Here is a 15,880-nt window from a genome sequence, read left to right as displayed (position 1 = left end):
ATGTGGAGGGATACTGCTGGGGCGGTGTCCTCTTCGCTCATTTATATGAAAAAAAGCAGCTGTTCCTTCATAGTACTATTTTTTAGCGAAGACTTTTTTACTATAAGGTTTTTTAACGGTTATTATCATTACCAGAGCTATATAAGAAAGACACCGAAAAATAGCCAGCAAGTTTATTTGAAGGCAGACGGATGAAGTTTTCTTTTGTACGTACCGTTGTGGTTAAGCAAAAAGTGTTATATTCACTTGAAAAAGTAAGACCTTTCTAATTAACACTATTATTTCTGTATGATTCTTCAGTATGTTATAACCAATAATTTATCATTTTCCAGCCATTCAGCCAAAAAGACGTCTTCAATTTTATGGATACCTTGGGCTAACAACTGATTATTTAGCCATATGTTATCTTTGTTTATTTCTTCTAAATTCTCATTAATGATCTTTCCGTCACTAATAAGCGTTATGGGAAGGTATACATGTTGAGGGGGCATATTAAAGTCTTGCAAGGTCGTTTTTTGATAGGGTGATTTTTTTAATATGCTTATGGAACCGTTTGATTCGATAAAGGCAAATGCAACTTCACGAACCGAGAAAGTCTCGCTCTGGCGCAGAAGACTTTGCAGTTGATTAATGTTCATTCGGCTCTTTTTCAATTGTTCAAAATCAATCTGGCCATTCCTTATAACCATTGAAGGTTTGCCTTCAAATATTTCTCTTAGTAATAGGGATTTTTGAGCTAGGTATTCAACCAAAAATAGCAAACCTCCCCATATAACAATAGTAAAAATAATATGGATAAGGGGTACATTATTTTGATAAACAGCGTTTCCCAACAATTCGCTAAGAACAATTGCTGAAATAAAATGAAATGGAGTAAATTGTCCTATTAATTTCTTTCCTATTATTCTGATTAAAAAAAATAGCAAAAAGAAACCTACAGCTAATTTTGTAGACATTTGAATTATTTCCACTGTTTATTCCCCCTGAGCATCTTAGAAACTGAAAAAATTATATACTATTATCCTTACCAAAAATCAGGAGGGTGATACGTATTATTTCAAATAATTGTATGATTGATATGAGGTATCTAAGATAGTTTAATTATTCTCAGACTTACAGTTTTAAGGAAGTGCGGTCTATTTATGGAGATAGATGGTCCTGTTGGTGCTGAAATTGAAGTGCCTGTCTTCACATGCTTTAAAGGATGTGGGGACAGGCATTTTTGTGTACGATAGGAAGCTGTAGGGGGAAAGCCTTTATATTTGGTGACGCGGGCTAATAGAATGTGTTGTGAAAGCATATTACTTATGATTCGGTGAAGGGGATGCTAAGTCAGTTCTTGGTCATTTATGAGTTTCGCTTTCAGGTTGTTTGAACACTTCGTCCTGCCACAGTTGATACAGATAGATGCTAAGCGCAAAACCGACCATCATAGCAACAATAGCTATTGTAGGCAAAGTCGATTTACTCGAAACAAGCCCCATCTGTTGCCATACCGGGTAAACGATGTACATAAATAACCCATCCAAAAGTATATTGACGGTCAAATACATCCAAAATTTCCCGAAAGTAAAGCGGAATACCCAGATAACTATAACTAAATATGCTCCATACACCCAAGGAACCGGGACGACTTTATCCCACCCGAACAGACTGGAACCTGTCTCTTTCCACCATCCGTAATGGTAAGCTGCTTGATATGCCAAGGTATGAATAACGGTCATAAATAGAGCGACCGGCATGTACCTGCGTATAGTATCCATTTTCAAAAAAAACAAGGACGCCCAAGGCAATATCAAGAGTGACCAGAGAATAATCTGTTTCATGTCATTAATACCCCACATTAGTTTTATGCGTAGTGTTACTCTCGGTTCATATATTTATTCGATTTATCCGATAAAAGAAATTGCACACCGACTTGGTTAAGCAGAATAACATTCCAATTAGGAATAATGTTTGCGGTTGGCTACCATTTAGAGGGTTTTATCTCATTCTTTATATACGATTTAAGCTTGGGGTTTCTATTAAATGCTGATATATACTTTATGGTCAAATAGAAATTTGTGTTTACCTACATTACGGGGAACGTACCATAAGTAACGAGATTAATAAAAATGAAAAAAGCGTGTAACCATTTATAGTCACACGCTTATTTTACTATTTAGCTTTTGATCGAATATTTTCGTTGGTTCAACCACTTTATGGTCTATTTGCCGATAAATAAGGGCAAGAAGCATCGATGGAATGGTACAAATAATCATCCCGATAAATGCGTATCGCGGCTCAATTTCGTATAAGTAGCCGCCGAAAATGGTGAACACCGCTGTGCTCCAGCTAAGTGCCAGCGCTGAGTATATTCCTTGTGCGTTTGGAACCTGAGCATGTGGAATATTTTTGAATAAGAATTTCATAAAGGCATAATGCCCCAGCGCAAATGAGAATGCATGCAATGTTTGTGCAATGGAAAACACAATGACGTTTGGAAAGGCAAATACTAATATCCAACGCACAGTTGAACCAAGTGCTGCTAGTGCCAGTAAAGAGCCAACTGAAAATTTTTGAAAGGTTCGATCGGCGATGGCAAAGAAAAAGATTTCTGCTATCACGGCTATGTTAATAATCACGCCAATTAAATATTTGGGTGCGTGAATTTCTTGTAAAAATAAATAGCCATAGTTGTAGTAAGAAGCGTGTGCCGCTTGCAGCAGAATGACTATGATGAGCACCAACCCAAAGTGTTTGATACGAAATAATTTCAGCATGCCGCCTTTTTTTGTATGATCCACTTTTGGTTTTTCAGATAATGCATCAGGTGCGGGCATAAGGCAAAGAGACATGAATACCAATGCGCCGAGTAATAATGCCCATAAAATCACTTCATCACCAAGAGCCCCTGTAAAAATAGTTAAGATTAAGCCGCTCACAACAAACCCGATGGACCCCCAGGAACGGCTCTTCCCGTAATGTCTCAATTGCTTACTCTGTACAAGTACGCCAGCAGCGCTATCCAATGCAGGCATCAACGATGGGTAAAAAAAGTGCAAAAATAACGTTGCCGCAAGTAAGCTTGCAAAGGAGTCCGCGGGAATACAACTTAGAAGAGAAATCACCGTGCCGATTGCCATCCCATTTAATAGGGTTTTACTGCTGAATTTACCCGATAAATAAGGAAAGGCAAATAATGTAGAAAGGCCGCGTGCAACTAACCCTAAACTCATAATCAAACTGGCTTCAGTAACTGTAAATCCTTTTGCATAAATGATCCAACCTGTCCAATAGGGCAAAAAAATACCCCATGTCATAAAGAAACTAAAAAACTGTGTGCTCATCCAGCGTTGTGTGTTCATTCTGTATCCTCCTAATGTTTGCATAATACCATGGAGATACATACAATAATATGAGATATCTCATATTATTGAGGCGGCGAGCTATGGAAATTTATAAAAACGAGAAAAGGCAACGCTATATAGAGGAATTTTCGATTGGGCATTTATTCTCTTTTGCGATTGAAGAGTTTATAGAGGTGCGTGAATATAAACGCAATGAATGGATTATTCAAGAAGGCATGCGGCCGGATTTTTTATTTTATGTCATTGAAGGCAAAGCCAAAATTTATGTAACACATCAAAATGGAAAGGTTTCCTTAATTAATTTTATTAATGCGAATGATTATATAGGAGAAATGGAATTGTTAAATCAAATTTACTATACAAAAGGAATCCAAACCTCCACAAAGACGATTTGTTTTGCGATTCCTTTTCATCGCTGCCGCAAACAAATGCTGGATGATGCAAAATTTCTGCGTGAACTAACCAAGTTTTTAAGCCTAAAAGCAACACAAATGGCCGCAAAGTATTCCCAAAGTCTTGCCTTCCCGCTTGAAAACCGGCTTGCGGATTTTATTTTGCAAACAGCTGATGGCGAGGTTTATAAGGAAAAACATGTAACTGTTTGTGATTTTTTAGGCGTCTCCTATCGCCACTTATTGTATGTGCTGACGCAATTTTGCGATAAGGGGTATTTGCAAAAGGAAGGACGGCATTATCGCATTCAAAAGCACAGTGCATTAAATGAACTTGCCGGGAAGCTGATGAATAAATAAACGAACCGCGCGGTAAATAGAATGTTTGTTTCACAAAAGTGCCTGTGGACTGATTCCAAAAGGTAGACAAAGTATGTGGGGACAGGCACTTTTACTTCCGGTAGCAGTAGGTTTTCGGGAAAAAGAAAAGAGAATAACATGGTGACTATAATAGGAAAGAATGGGAAAAGATAAGAGATTACTAGGGCAGATCATTTAGGCAAATTCGAGGTGGGGGAATCACGTATATTCACACAACAATCTTTCAAGGATCCCTTTGTTATGTCCCAAACTATTATGGAATTAATGCTAGGGTTCCTATTTTAAAGATAAAGTAGCAATGCCGTGTTGTTTGATTATTCGAGGATATTATAAAGGCTAAACAAGTTTTGATTATAATTCATCTCTTTTGATTCGAAATATGACAATATTTTTTTGCATTCATTCCCTTTATGCGGATCCAGTATAATAATTCCGTCAACAGCTCCCTTCTTAAACTTGCGGTAAGATGAATCCAAGTTGTCTTTATAATGTTTAAAGAACACGTATTGATGTATTTTATAACTTCCGTATTGTACAACATGATCTTTAAAAATTTTGCAATGCTGCTTAGGGCCAAATACTATAAACACTGGTTTTTTTACTTTATGGCCAAAACAAATTTCGCAAATATACTTTATAGATATTTGATTCATTTCAATACAAAAGGCACTTCTACTATTATTTGTTAACGAGTTCTGATGGACTCTATATAGATAGAGGATTTCAGGTACCATTTCGATTGAACCAATGCTAAACATGCGCTGCCAAAGATCATAATCTTGAATTAACCGATAATTAGAATCATATTTTCCGGCGGTTTCAAAGGCTTTTTTTGAAAAAATACAACTACCGTGAGACAGAGGACAAGGACCTAAACCGTTCTTTAAGAAGATCATCTTTAGTCAGAAGGGAATTATGGAAGGCGGCAATACCATTTAATATTTTTCTTGATACAGCTGGTTTACCAGATATACATTCAATCTTGCTGCCTACAGCAATGACATGAGGATTAGATTCTATAAATTTAGCTTGCTTCTCTAGTCTCGAAGGCATGCTTATATCATCAGCATCCTGTACGGCGATCCAATCACCTTTCGCTTCTTGAATCCCAAGATTACGAGCGTAAGCAACTCCATGATTTTTTTTCAAATGAATAATTTTCACCCGATTATCTTCAATATCCTCTAATATGTTCCTGGTGTTATCTGTGGAACCATCGTTAATAATGACAAATTCAAAGTTTTTGTAGGTTTGATAAAGAATGCTATCTACGGCTTGTTTTACATATTGTTCTGTATTGTAAACAGACATCACAACAGAGATAAACAAATTTATTCCCCCCTTTGGATTAAATAAAAGGAAACAAGTTTAAATAAAAAAAGTTTTTTCAAACTTTATTCAATTACCTTATCATTTTTCATAAGAAGCTTCTCGACTAAATGGGAAACAGTAAAACTAGCTTCTTTAGACAAGAGAATACACATAAATGTTATCGTCTTCTTACTGGATTTTTTATTTTTATGATTCTCGCGAAAAAATAAGATCCATTATTTGATCTTTGTTGCCGTTTGCTTTCTTATATAAATTAAGCAATCTTAGATTTTTCTCTTTATTAAGGGAATTTTTCCAGACAATATGTGGATGCCACAAATGGTAAACCTTTCTGCCATTGATTCTTTTAAACGGTCCACACAAAGTATTGACAGCATAACAAAATGCATCGTCCTCCCCACCCCATCCATAAAACCTTTCATCGAATCCGCCTGCAGTTAAAAATTTTTCCCGAGTGATCACATTTAATTTTCCTGCGAAATTCTTATAATATTTCTCAACCTGATAAGCCTTTACTTTAACTCTAAGCGGCCAGTTTGGTTTTCTTCTTAATATTTTATTGGTGTCCATTCTGGAAATATTTATCACTTTACTAAATGGAACAACCCAGGCGTTCTCTTTTAGTAATTCGACAGCTTCTACTATAATAGAAGGATCGTACACGATATCCCCATCAGCAATTACAAATATATTACGTGTCGCTTGTTGAGCAGCTAAATTAACAGCTTTGGATTTATTGAATTCCTTATCGTTACATATACCAATGCAAAGTTCTGCTTCAGGCATCGCTGATTGATAAAAGTTTATAATCCACTCAAAATTTAAATCTCTTTGGCTATGACCTGGTTTATAGGGAATAAGGATGGAAACTTGCTCAAGCATTATTAATCTCTCCTAAATACCTATTTCTATAAACATAGTATGCACTCTATATTTATTTGAATAGACGAAACTCTAGAATATTTAGCGGAAAAAGGTTATTAAACGGGGTAAATTAAAGATGGAAGGAGATTTTCTCAGCAGTAACTACTTTTTTTATAAGGATTCAGTAACCACCATCGTTGCCTTATTCTAATAACCTATTACAAATTGAATGAAGCTGCAAACAGAAAAGCCTTCATTTTAAAGAATGTAGAGAGAAAATAATTAAATTAAATTAAATTCGCCAATTGAGGGGGATAATTACTTGGATATGTCCTTAAAGAAATAGGTGTTCCCAAATAAGACTCTTTGGGAAACCTATTTTTCAGCCATCACCTGTTTAACAGCTGGTATATCCGCAGGTGCCCATTTCAACGAGCTAAGATTTTCCCGCTTAAGCCAGATCAGCTTAGAGTGCTCACTCGGAGCTGGAGTGCCTTCAACAATCCTGCATTTGATGGAGATTAGGTTGATAATGAAGGTTTCATATTCATGGATATTGTCATTGAACAGACCGGCTATTTCAATCTTACAGCCCAATTCCTCGTCAATTTCTCTTTTTAAAGCAGAGAACAAATCCTCATCTTGTTCTACTTTCCCGCCTGGGAACTCCCACATATTAGCTTGTGGCATTTGCGGGGATCTTAGTGCACAGAGGATTTCATTTTGATCATTTTCAATAATAGCTGCTACTACTTTGAGATGTTTTTTCAAAGGCGGTCCTCCTCATTACAGTGTATATGAATTCCATCATATCACTTTTAGGAGAAAGCTAAAAATGGGCTTGGCAGCAGCCTTTTTCAGACTTCAATCAAATGTTTGATTAAATAGTCTACCTTACAAAAACCCCTCATTTTATTTATAATAGGGTGAAACTATATCGAGTGTGGAGGAAAAGGGAATGTCTAATTTGCCAAATTGCCCGAAGTGCAGCTCGGAGTATACGTATGAGGATGGAACGCTGTTTGTATGTCCGGAGTGTGCGCATGAGTGGACAGCGGAGTCAGAAGCTGAAAGTCGTGAGGACGAAAAGGTAATTAAGGATTCAAATGGCAATGTGCTGAATGACGGAGATACGGTAACGGTCATTAAGGATCTTAAAGTGAAAGGATCTTCTTCTGTTATTAAAATAGGGACTAAAGTGAAAAATATCCGCCTGGTTGATGGCGACCATGATATTGATTGTAAAATTGATGGCTTTGGTGCGATGAAGCTGAAGTCCGAGTTTGTGAAGAAGGTATAAAAAAAACAGCCAGTTCCACTTGGGGAACTGGCTGTTTTTTTGAGGGATATATTACTTTTCGTCTTCAAGATCCTCTATCAATTTCTTCATCTCGGTAATTTCTTTTCGCTGTGCTTTGATAATTTCGTCTGCAAGCTTTTGTGCTCGCGGGTCTTCAATGTTGGCGCGCTCGCTTGTGAGGATGGCAATGGAGTGGTGCGGAATCATTGCTTTCATCCAGCCGGTATCATCAACTGTTGTTTGGCTGCGCACTAGCCAGAGGGAAACAGCAAACACAAGGGCGCTGCCGGCGAGAATCATCGCATTTATTTTTGTATTCTTGTACATTTTCCACATGAACAGCAACATCACGACTGCCATCACCGATCCCATGATCAGTGCCATGAACACTCTCGTTTGGCTGTAAAAGACATGATTAAATTGGAATACATTCAAGAACATAAGCCAATACATAATAAAAGTAGAAACGGCAATCATAGCAAGGAATTTCCCATATTGCTTCATTTAATCTTCCTCCTTAAATACTATAGTGCGTATATATATATCGACTTCCCCACCTAGGTACCTATCAAACGAAATTTTTAAAAAAAGAAGAGCCAGTTCCTGTACAGGTACTGGCTCTTCTATTAAGATTGCAATGAAAAAGCAGGCGTATTTTGCTTAGGGAACCGCCAGGCATTACCAAATTCGAGGTTAATGATGCCATTGATTTCAATAAAGCTAATCAGGGCGATTTCTTTGGTGATAAAGAGGTTGATTCCTGAATAATACCGTGGATATTCTCTATTAATAATGACATAGGTTTTGCTCCCTCTTATACTTTCTTTACCCACTGGATAATTCAATGAATAGTCAAAAAGGTCCTGCTTAAAAAAGCCTAAAATAGTAGTGGTAACAGCAACATCTCTGGTTTATGATAAAGAAAGAATATTAAGAAATTGATAAATATAGGTGGGAGCCCGTTGATTCTTTTAGACTACATTGTGAATCTCTCAATGCTATCTTTAATGGTCAGTACACCATTAGTCATTCGTACCTTCATTAATCATAAGCCTCTTAAGTGGCTGCGTCTTTGGGGAGCCATATATGCAGGAGTTGTATCATCGGTTCTCGTAACGCTATCAGTTCAGGAAAAAGGGTATTCCTATGATATCCGTTATGCGGTAATCCTTTTAGTTTTTGCTTATCTTGGACCAGTTCCGGGACTTGTCACAGGGAGTATTGCGCTTGTATCCCGATTAATGGCAAGTGAAAATTGGCTGCCGGCTATCGTTGGCTGGTTGGTCATCATGCTTGTTTTTACAGTCATAGATAAGTATGCTAAAAACCTCAAATTCATAAAGAAATGTATGATTCTATTGGGGTCCTATATTATTTCCTATATTATTGTTGTCCCGATCACTTTTAACGTATTTAGGGATAATCCTATTTTTCACCTTCAATATCTACTGTTTATCATTTTAGGTGTGCTTATTGGAGGATTGCTCATTGAGTCCTATGAAAGGCTGCATAGGATCATAACGGAAAAAAAGATAATGGAAAAGTCGCTGGCAGAAAGCGAATCAAAATACCGGCTCATCGCGGAGAATACATCTGACCTTATTGTTGTACTGGACAAGGAGCAATCAATTAGCTATTTCTCTCCATCTCATGAACTGGTTTTAGGATACAAAGATTCAGAGCTTAAAAGGATGGAATTATATTGGATTCTACATCCTGATGATGCGGATATGTTTGATCAAATTATGTATAAGGCATATGAAGACAATGTGGCTGCGGCAATGGAATTTCGCCTTAAGCATAAAGCGGGCCATTGGATTGATTTTGAATCGCGCTGCATGCCTGTTATGAGTGAGAACCATGTGATCGAGCATATTGTTATGATCAGCAGAGATATTTCTGAACGCAAAAAAGCAGAGGAATTTCTTTTGCAATCAGAAAAACTATCCATCGTTGGAGAGCTCGCAGCGGGAGTGGCGCATGAAATCCGCAATCCTCTTACAACGATTAAAGGATTCGTTCAGCTTTATAAAAGTGAAAACAGCCATATTGAATATAATGATTTGCTGCTAAATGAACTTGAGCGTATTGAAAACATCACAAGCGAAATGCTATCACTTGGAAAACCGCAGGCGATCCAAATGAACCGTGCAAATTTGCGGGAAATTATCGAGAATACAATCGAGCTGCTATCTCCGCAAGCCAATATGAATGCTGTTCAATTTAATATAGTTCTTGAGGAGCCAGATTTTTTTATCACATGCGAAAAGAACCAAATCAAACAGGTCTTCCTGAATATTTTTAAGAATGCCATGGAGGCCATGCGTGATGGCGGGGACATAAGCATTCATTTGGGGCATAGTGCAGAAGGAGAGTGTATGGTTTCTGTTCAAGATCAGGGCTGCGGAATTCCGGAAGAACTGCTGCCGCGTCTGGGTGAGCCTTTTTATTCCTTGAAAGAGAAGGGGACAGGGCTTGGATTGATGATCTGCCATAAAATTATCAAGCAGCATAATGGCAGGATCTCTTATAAAAGCAAAGTAAATGAGGGCACTTTGATAGAAATTACTTTGCCATTGGCGAGTTGATAGGAGATAGAGAAGTGTCTGTTCCAGATCCGCTTCTTTTTATTAATGAAGAAGATATTCAAAAGCGCTGGAGGTATTTAGATCCTTCATGCTTTATAACCCTGAGATGGATGTTTATGTACTTGTAAACTATAATATACAAGGCTATCTTGGGGAAGTGTCCGTTTTGTATTCAGTATATGAGGTCAATATCCAAATTGGAAAAAGCAGGGGGCGCTATTGCCTCCTGCTTTCATATATTTTATGGGGATGCTTCAAGGGCTGGATCCATAAGCTTCCTTTTGGAAAATCGAAATACAATAATCAGCATGGCAGCATATTAATCACGAGGTAAATAAAGAAAATCATGGAATAATCCCCCTTTTTATTTCACTAAATCTTCACTGCATCTATCCATTCTAGTTTTATATATCTTGTGCAATAGAAGGGGTTTTATTAAGTAATCTTATCATTTTAATGAGAAAAAGAGACGAGACGTTCTGGGCGTCTCGCTTCTATTAATTAGTGATTTTGTAAAATTGTTTAGAAATCGAAATGGTCAGGATCCGGTCCAACACGTAAATCCTCATTTAAGGAATCGATAAGGTTCATGTCTTCATCAGATAACTCAAATCCAAATAAATCGGCATTTTCTTTGATTCGATACGCCTTCGTTGATTTGGGGATTATGATAATCTCGTTTTGCAAATGCCATCTTAAGACAATTTGGGCAACAGACTTTCCATGTTTTTTAGCCAGTCCGTTCAGAATTTCGTTTTCAAGCAATCCGCCTTGCATTAATGGGGCCCATGCTTCGATTTTTATGTCATGCTGGCCAGCGTAGCAGCGAAGTTCTTTCTGCGATAATTTCGGGTGCAGTTCAATTTGATTGATCATCGGTTTGATTTCTGCTGTTTTTAATAACTTGTCAAGATGGTGAACCTGAAAGTTGCTGACGCCAATGGCTTTTATTCTGCCTTCCTTGTATAACTCCTCAAGCGCTCTCCAAGTGTCAGCATATTTTCCTTCGACAGGCCAATGGATTAAATAAAGATCGAGATATTCCATACCCATTTTCTCCAGGGAAGTATTAAATGCCTGAAGTGTTTTTTCATAGCCTTGGTCTGCATTCCACACTTTCGAGGTAATAAAAAGTTTCTCTCTATTGAGTCCTGACTGGCGAATGGCTTTTCCTACCCATTCTTCGTTGCCATAAATGGACGCTGTGTCGATGCTGCGATATCCAGTTTCAATGGCTGCATTAACCGCAGTTAAAAGCTCTTCTTCATTTTCTACTTTAAATACGCCAAGGCCAATCTTTGGCATCTTTACTCCATTTGCAAGTGTAACAGTACTTGGTAAAGATCGTTTGTTCATTTCGAGACACTCCTTTAATTAGTTGGTTTTCTCAAGATTTCTCAGTAAGCCGGTTAATAATACTGCCCCTAATACCATCACACCGCCAATCCAAGGTGTGTGAATAAGCCCGATAGAATCGACAATGAGACCGCCGGCAAATGAGCCGATAGCGATTCCGATGTTGAAGGCAGCAATGTTTAAAGCAGAAGCGACGTTGACAGCAGATGGTACATATTTTTCAGCCAGGTTTACAACAAGAACTTGAAGGCCTGGCACATTCATGAACGCGAATAAGCCCGTTAAGAAAATAGCGATAAGACCTAGTGCCTTAAATGGTGCTGAAAAGGTTAACAGGACCAGAATAATGGCTTGCAGGACGAACATCCAGAACAAAGCCTTTAAGGGATCTTTATTAGAAGCTTTACCGCCAATGACATTTCCGATAGCTACCGCGACGCCGTAGGCAAGCAAAATGATGCTGACCCATTTAGGGCTAAAGCCTGTCACGTCTTCAAGAAGCGGAGTCAGATACGTAAATGCCACAAAGGTTCCGCCGTATCCCAGGGCAGTGATGCTAAAGGCTAAAAGCAGTTTGCCGCTGCTTACTATTTTCAGCTGTTCACTGAATTTGGAAGGCGGTGCTTCTTTAAGGTTTTTAGGAACCAGGATGGCACTAGAGATAATCCCGATTGCACCAAGCAGCGCCACTCCCCAGAAAGTAGCTCTCCAGCCGAACATTTGGCCAATAAATGTTCCCAGAGGAACGCCTGTAACGGTCGCAACGGTTAATCCGGTGAACATAAAGGCAATCGCACTAGCCCGTTTGTTTTCAGGAACTAAATCTGCGGCAATCGTAGAGCCAATCGAGAAGAAGATTCCGTGTGAAAAAGCTGTGATAAAGCGTGCTGCTAGTAAAAGACTAAAAGACGCGGACATCGCTGCAACGGAATTCCCGATGATAAATAAAACCATTAAAGACATGAGTAAGGATTTTCGGCTCATTTTACTGGTCAAGGCCGTCAGAATAGGTGCCCCTATGGCGACTCCAACTGCATAACCGGAAATTAATAAGCCGGCTAGGGTAATCGATATTCCTAAATCATTGGACATGGTGGACAATAAACCGACAGGCACAAATTCTGTGGTGCCGATTCCGAATGCACTGATCGCCAGTGCGAGCAGGGCGGGAGTGCCGACTTTTTCTTTTTGAGTATTTATTGCAATGGAACTCATATGAAAGATTCCTCCTTATATTTAAAAAAGTTGATGAAGCAAAGACTTCATAGCCTGGCGCCTTTTAAATTTGGCTATACTGCCTTGATGAATGTCATTATGAAGCATAAAAGATAAAGTGAATAGTACGTACTTTAAAGTGATTTAGGCACTAAAAAGTACCCTATGGTCAATTTCACCATTTTGTTTCGTGCTTCCTTATGCTATTATGGATGGCATGTAACGGAATGAACAGTACGCACTTTAAAGTAATGTAGGTACTTTTAAGTGCCTATAATATAAAGGGAGGAATGAAGATGGCTTACAATATTCCTGTAGAAGCGACGCTCGATGTAATTGGGGGGAAGTGGAAAGTCGTCATCATGTGCCATTTAATTAAAGGAGAGAAAAGAACAAGCGAGCTAAAAAGGCTGATGCCTGGAATTACTCAAAAAATGCTGACCCAGCAGCTCCGTGAACTTGAAGCTGATGGTGTTGTCAACCGTACTGTTTATGATCAGGTTCCTCCGAAGGTTGTCTACTCTTTAACAGATTACGGCTGGTCTCTCCGTCCGATTCTGGATGCCATGTGCAGCTGGGGAGAAGGGCATATTGAACTGACAGGCGGGGAGCTTGTGGAACAATAATTTTGTAAGGATTCGTTTGCAGGCTGCAGGCGGATCTTTTTATTGTCTCTGCTGCCAATTCGTGGTTCCACGTTTAATCGTTCGTTCTATATGAGGTCAAACATATAGGGTGAATTTTAAAAGGGGAGGTGCCAATGAACCCCCGCTTTTTATGTGATTTATCTATAGGTGAAAGTTATTAACGGAATACCCAGGGGAATTAAGATAAAATACAAAAATGTACATATGGTGCTTAAGATGAGCGCAGCATCGCTGGAGCCCTGCGTGCCACATCTGTCGCCCGGTCCTTTTTCACTTAGCGAGGACCTGACAGGCTGATGCTGAAAAGGGAGTACCAGATCCTTATTTTCTATCTGAAGTAAATTCTAATTCTGAAATAAACAGCAATCCTCAAACTAAGGAATGCACAAATTAATTCTTTTTCTCCTTTATCTGTTCCCGGATGCTTTCAAGCTCCTCCAAAGACAGCGAACCCAGAGATTTTTTTATTTCTTCCTCGATTTGTTTTTTGTTGTTTTCCCGATATTGATCCCACCACTCACGAAGGCCTTCTGTATGAGTCAGAAGGTATTCGATATCGATTTCTTCAACTTCGTCATCTGACAGATAATTTAATACAGCGGCTAACATTCGATTTAGTTTATCTATTTCATCTTCCTTTTTTTCACTGGCAGGTACAGGTTCTTCCGTATCCTTTTCCTTTTCTTCTTCTTGACTGGCTGCGGCAGATTTCCGTGGCATGGCATATCCCTCCTAAAAACATTTAAGATTTGCCTTTAGTATTGCCTTAAAAGTTTATTTAGAATTAGCTTAAAAAAATGAACGACTTTTCCGCTTAAGCGTCTTATCATAAAAAGCATAAGTTTGGGGTGCTGTAGATGGAAGAGCGTGATATTCAGTTTGGAACAGATGTAATTCTAAAGGGAACGGTAAGCCTGCCAAAGCAATCTGATGGGAAACTCCCGCTTGTCGTCATTTTTCATGGATCAGGGCCTGTAGACCGGGATGCCAATGTGAAGCATATGCAAATGAATGCTTATAAAATGCTCGCTGAATTTTTTGCTTTATTTGGAGTAGCGGTACTTAGATATGACAAGCGGGGAGCAGGCGAGAGTGGTGGCGACTATTTTGAAACTGGCATGTGGGATTTGGTTAACGATGGTGCGGCTGCTGTTGGGGCAGCACGCGAGCTTCCGGAAATTGATCCAGAAAGAATTTTTCTGCTGGGGCATAGCGAAGGGTGCTCATTGATTCCTCCTATTAATAAGCAAGTAAAGGCAGCAGGTATAATTCTTCTGGCCGGGCAAGCGGATAATGTGAGGAAAGCGTCTGAAATGCAGGCAATGCTGCTTGAAAAGGAAGTAACCGAAATGAAAGGATTTAATGGTCTATTACTAAGAGCTTTAAAAGTGCACAAAACTACTGTTAACAAACAGAAAAAGTTATTCGATGAAATGGTGGTGTCTGATGAGACGGTAATGAAAAAAGGCTTTACAAAGATTAACGCGAAGTGGGCACGCGAGTATTTTCAATATGAGATGGAAGAGGATTTGGCTGCTATTACTTGTCCGGTGCTAGCGATTACGGGAAATAAAGATGTCCAGGTGAATCCTGAACACGTGCGCCTTTTTGCTGAGAAAGTAAATGGACCTGCAGAGGCCTATAATGTAGGAGATATGAATCATCTTCTAAGAGATCAGGAAGACCCTGTATCCATGATCAAGCTTAAATCTATTTATAAAAAAAGCCTCACTAAACCGCTGAGCCCGGAAATGCTATCTTTAATTAGGCAGTGGGCTGAAAAATATATCCTATAATAGAAGAAAAGGTATGTGCTCTTTCAGTGTTGTTGTAGTGTTATAAATAGGGCATGCACTTTTTTTATATTAGGTGTTGACTTTAACTATAAAATTATTGTATGATAGTTTTTGTCGCTAAGAGGTAATCACTCAACGGCAACAAAAAACTTTTTAATCTGTTGAATATCAAACAGAAAAAGTTGAAAAAAGAAGTTGACTTCTTCGCGAGAAGATGATACAATGAATTTCGTTGTCACTTCGAAAGAAGCTCAGCAAAATAGTTCTTTGAAAACTAAACAAAGCAGAAACGTCAACGTTAATTCTTTAGTCTTTTTTAAAAGACAACTTATGAGCTTAATCAACTCTTATATGGAGAGTTTGATCCTGGCTCAGGACGAACGCTGGCGGCGTGCCTAATACATGCAAGTCGAGCGGACTTCTGGGAGCTTGCTCCCGGAAGTCAGCGGCGGACGGGTGAGTAACACGTGGGCAACCTGCCTGTAAGACTGGGATAACTTCGGGAAACCGGAGCTAATACCGGATAATTCTTTCCCTCACATGAGGGAAAGCTGAAAGATGGTTTCGGCTATCACTTACAGATGGGCCCGCGGCGCATTAGCTAGTTGGTGAGGTAACGGCTCACCAAGGCAACGATGCGTAGCCGACCTGAGAGGGTG

Annotated in this window: 16 protein-coding genes and 1 rRNA gene; 7 read left to right on the top strand and 10 right to left on the bottom strand. The window is 38.9% G+C overall.

The features are described 5' to 3' along the window. Positions 1–296: 296 nt before the first annotated feature. The 3 genes from IQ19_RS17740 to IQ19_RS17730 all read right to left on the bottom strand — a co-directional run bounded on the left by IQ19_RS17740 (position 297) and on the right by IQ19_RS17730 (position 3,347). Positions 297–971 (bottom strand): DUF421 domain-containing protein, encoded by a 675-nt coding sequence (locus IQ19_RS17740; RefSeq protein WP_144543717.1) that lies wholly within the window; start codon positions 969–971, stop codon positions 297–299. Positions 972–1,343: 372 nt separating this feature from the next. Then, a complete protein-coding gene (locus tag IQ19_RS17735; protein WP_144543715.1) occupies positions 1,344–1,826 on the bottom strand; it encodes a hypothetical protein in 483 nt (160 codons plus the stop codon). Positions 1,827–2,141: 315 nt separating this feature from the next. Continuing rightward, positions 2,142–3,347 (bottom strand): MFS transporter, encoded by a 1,206-nt coding sequence (locus IQ19_RS17730; protein ID WP_144543713.1) that lies wholly within the window; start codon positions 3,345–3,347, stop codon positions 2,142–2,144. A gap of 83 nt (positions 3,348–3,430) precedes the next feature. Between IQ19_RS17730 and yeiL the strand changes: the two genes are divergently transcribed. Continuing rightward, positions 3,431–4,102, top strand: a complete 672-nt coding sequence (gene yeiL / locus IQ19_RS17725; RefSeq protein ID WP_144543711.1) for a transcriptional regulator YeiL — start codon at positions 3,431–3,433, stop codon at positions 4,100–4,102. A gap of 867 nt (positions 4,103–4,969) precedes the next feature. On the opposite strand, the gene IQ19_RS17720 is transcribed toward yeiL, so the two are convergent. From IQ19_RS17720 to IQ19_RS17710, 3 genes are all read right to left on the bottom strand, one after another. Beyond that, on the bottom strand, positions 4,970–5,452 hold the full coding sequence (locus IQ19_RS17720) for a glycosyltransferase family 2 protein (RefSeq protein WP_144543709.1): 483 nt from the start codon (positions 5,450–5,452) through the stop codon (positions 4,970–4,972). A gap of 189 nt (positions 5,453–5,641) precedes the next feature. After that, a complete protein-coding gene (locus tag IQ19_RS17715; protein WP_144543707.1) occupies positions 5,642–6,337 on the bottom strand; it encodes a galactosyltransferase-related protein in 696 nt (231 codons plus the stop codon). Positions 6,338–6,694: 357 nt separating this feature from the next. Continuing rightward, on the bottom strand, positions 6,695–7,090 hold the full coding sequence (locus tag IQ19_RS17710) for a (deoxy)nucleoside triphosphate pyrophosphohydrolase (protein WP_144543706.1): 396 nt from the start codon (positions 7,088–7,090) through the stop codon (positions 6,695–6,697). Between the two features lie 187 nt (positions 7,091–7,277). Between IQ19_RS17710 and IQ19_RS17705 the strand changes: the two genes are divergently transcribed. Next, positions 7,278–7,619 carry a zinc ribbon domain-containing protein YjdM gene (locus IQ19_RS17705; RefSeq protein ID WP_144543705.1) on the top strand — a complete coding sequence of 114 codons (342 nt, stop codon included), beginning with the start codon at positions 7,278–7,280 and terminating at the stop codon, positions 7,617–7,619. 51 nt (positions 7,620–7,670) lie between these two features. On the opposite strand, the gene IQ19_RS17700 is transcribed toward IQ19_RS17705, so the two are convergent. Beyond that, the gene (locus IQ19_RS17700; RefSeq protein WP_144543704.1) at positions 7,671–8,123 is read right to left on the bottom strand and encodes a DUF305 domain-containing protein; all 453 of its coding nucleotides are present in this window, start codon (positions 8,121–8,123) and stop codon (positions 7,671–7,673) included. 458 nt (positions 8,124–8,581) lie between these two features. On the opposite strand from IQ19_RS17700, the gene IQ19_RS17695 reads away from it, so the two are divergent. Together IQ19_RS17695 and IQ19_RS17690 are read left to right on the top strand one after the other, a co-directional pair. Next, the gene (locus IQ19_RS17695; RefSeq protein WP_144543702.1) at positions 8,582–10,207 is read left to right on the top strand and encodes an ATP-binding protein; all 1,626 of its coding nucleotides are present in this window, start codon (positions 8,582–8,584) and stop codon (positions 10,205–10,207) included. Positions 10,208–10,295: 88 nt separating this feature from the next. Then, entirely contained in the window at positions 10,296–10,541 is a 246-nt protein-coding gene (locus IQ19_RS17690; RefSeq protein ID WP_144543700.1) for a hypothetical protein, read from the top strand. 188 nt (positions 10,542–10,729) lie between these two features. Here the strand turns inward: IQ19_RS17690 and IQ19_RS17685 are convergent, their stop codons facing one another. Further along, positions 10,730–11,563, bottom strand: coding sequence for an aldo/keto reductase (locus IQ19_RS17685; RefSeq protein WP_144543698.1), 834 nt, complete (start codon positions 11,561–11,563; stop codon positions 10,730–10,732). Between the two features lie 18 nt (positions 11,564–11,581). Next, the gene (locus IQ19_RS17680) at positions 11,582–12,778 is read right to left on the bottom strand and encodes an MFS transporter (protein WP_144543696.1); all 1,197 of its coding nucleotides are present in this window, start codon (positions 12,776–12,778) and stop codon (positions 11,582–11,584) included. Positions 12,779–13,074: 296 nt separating this feature from the next. Between IQ19_RS17680 and IQ19_RS17675 the strand changes: the two genes are divergently transcribed. Further along, positions 13,075–13,404 (top strand): winged helix-turn-helix transcriptional regulator, encoded by a 330-nt coding sequence (locus tag IQ19_RS17675; RefSeq protein WP_144543695.1) that lies wholly within the window; start codon positions 13,075–13,077, stop codon positions 13,402–13,404. Positions 13,405–13,815: 411 nt separating this feature from the next. On the opposite strand, the gene IQ19_RS17670 is transcribed toward IQ19_RS17675, so the two are convergent. After that, on the bottom strand, positions 13,816–14,145 hold the full coding sequence (locus tag IQ19_RS17670; protein WP_144543693.1) for a hypothetical protein: 330 nt from the start codon (positions 14,143–14,145) through the stop codon (positions 13,816–13,818). Positions 14,146–14,282: 137 nt separating this feature from the next. On the opposite strand from IQ19_RS17670, the gene IQ19_RS17665 reads away from it, so the two are divergent. Both IQ19_RS17665 and IQ19_RS17660 read left to right on the top strand, forming a co-directional pair. Then, the gene (locus IQ19_RS17665) at positions 14,283–15,221 is read left to right on the top strand and encodes an alpha/beta hydrolase (protein WP_144543691.1); all 939 of its coding nucleotides are present in this window, start codon (positions 14,283–14,285) and stop codon (positions 15,219–15,221) included. A 348-nt stretch (positions 15,222–15,569) separates the two neighbouring features. Next, positions 15,570–15,880 (top strand): 16S ribosomal RNA (locus IQ19_RS17660); the annotation flags it as partial.

This window comes from Cytobacillus oceanisediminis (genome assembly GCF_007830235.1).
GTDB lineage: Bacteria > Bacillota > Bacilli > Bacillales > Cytobacillaceae > Cytobacillus > Cytobacillus oceanisediminis.
This window is presented reverse-complemented; position numbering and strand designations above follow the sequence as displayed.